Consider the following 680-nt stretch of genomic DNA (forward strand, 5'->3'; position numbering starts at 1 on the left):
CATTGGAGCTGCACGCTCACAGCATGTGGAGGACTGATGTTTGGAGGATACCGTGTCCACCACGCTCTACCCTCTTTCCCTACGCGACGCTCTTCCGATCTGGTGCGCGTCGCGCGGGTCGTGGTGAGCGCGAGCGCCCGGTCGAGCGCGTTGGCGGTCGGCGTGCACAGCAGCAGGCCGACGCCGGCGGCGCCTGCCGTGGCGAAGGTGCGCCTGGAGATGTCGGACATGGCGGTGCCCCTACTCGTCGCGGGTGGGTGTCGCGGAAGGACGATGCCGGACGACGTTAGCCGGGGGGTGAACTCTGGAAAAGGGTAATGCGAAAATTTGTCACGTTTGGCCGAACCCGAAAGGACCGGGGCCGGTTACGCTGTTCGCTCGGCGAATGAGGAGGTGGCCCCGGTGGGTGCTTCGGCTTGGTCTGTCCGCGGCCGGTTCGACGGCGACCCGGAAGCCGCGCTGGACGCGATGAAGGCGCAGGTCTTCGCGGAGGGTGACTACCTCTGGGAAGAGGACGAGCTCGGCCGCCCGGACTCGGTCGACGAGCTGTACGAGGTGGAGAGCGTCCAGGAGTCCGGGACCCACTCCGTGCTCGACGTCCACGAGTTCATCAGCGCCACGGGCGAGGACGACTTCGGCACGATCCGGCCCTTGACCGACGACGAACTCCTCGCCGCCTT

1 protein-coding gene and 1 pseudogene are annotated in these 680 nt (G+C 66.9%); one reads left to right on the forward strand and one right to left on the reverse strand.

Annotation, left to right across the window (positions count from 1 at the left end; translation table 11 throughout):
• Positions 1-230 (reverse strand): hypothetical protein (locus tag CFP71_RS44730; RefSeq protein WP_143267277.1); only part of this gene is annotated, 230 nt, incomplete at its 3' end.
• A 172-nt stretch (positions 231-402) separates the two neighbouring features.
• On the opposite strand from CFP71_RS44730, the pseudogene CFP71_RS41820 reads away from it, so the two are divergent.
• Positions 403-680: pseudogene (locus CFP71_RS41820) on the forward strand (hypothetical protein); the annotation flags it as partial.

The sequence above is a fragment of the Amycolatopsis thailandensis genome, assembly GCF_002234405.1.
In the GTDB taxonomy this organism is placed as follows: Bacteria; Actinomycetota; Actinomycetes; order Mycobacteriales; family Pseudonocardiaceae; genus Amycolatopsis; species Amycolatopsis thailandensis.